1 protein-coding gene is annotated in these 448 nt (G+C 45.8%); it reads left to right on the top strand.

The window, feature by feature from the left end:
- Nucleotides 1-36 precede the first annotated feature (36 nt).
- On the top strand, nt 37-448 hold a 412-nt coding region (locus A3757_RS06120), incomplete at its 3' end, for a hypothetical protein (RefSeq protein WP_156506217.1).

Genomic DNA, 448 nt, shown 5'->3' with positions numbered 1-448 from the left:
GGTATTGTCGATTTCTTTCGCGCCAAGATGTACTCTTTGAAAAAGGCACCTCATAATATTCGTGCTGTTCAGCTAATGGACGAGGTTGTTGCGCGTGCCAAGCGTGACGGCTTGGATATAAAGAAGCACTTTCCCGACATCGCCCGTAAATTCAACGAGCGCAAATTACAGCTGCTACAGCATTCTTTCTTTAAGGAATTTAGTAAATCTCGCATTGAGCGCATACTCGCAATGCCTTTCACCTTTAGTCGCTCAATATCACCGGTTCTACCTGATACTGCCCTGTGGCACAAGTTCTTTGTTTTTCTTGAAAACCGAAATATTGCCGACTTGATATTGGTCGGGAGTAAAGGAGAGCGGGTTGCAACGAAGCATGATAGCAAGCATGTAGTGGGTTCGTCAGAGGTGGTTCGAATCTTGTATCAGGCTTCAGTGCTTAAGGCGTCAG

Source organism: Oleiphilus sp. HI0117 (genome assembly GCF_001635235.1).
Note: the sequence above shows the minus strand (reverse complement) of the source record. Positions and strands in the feature narration are given on the sequence as shown.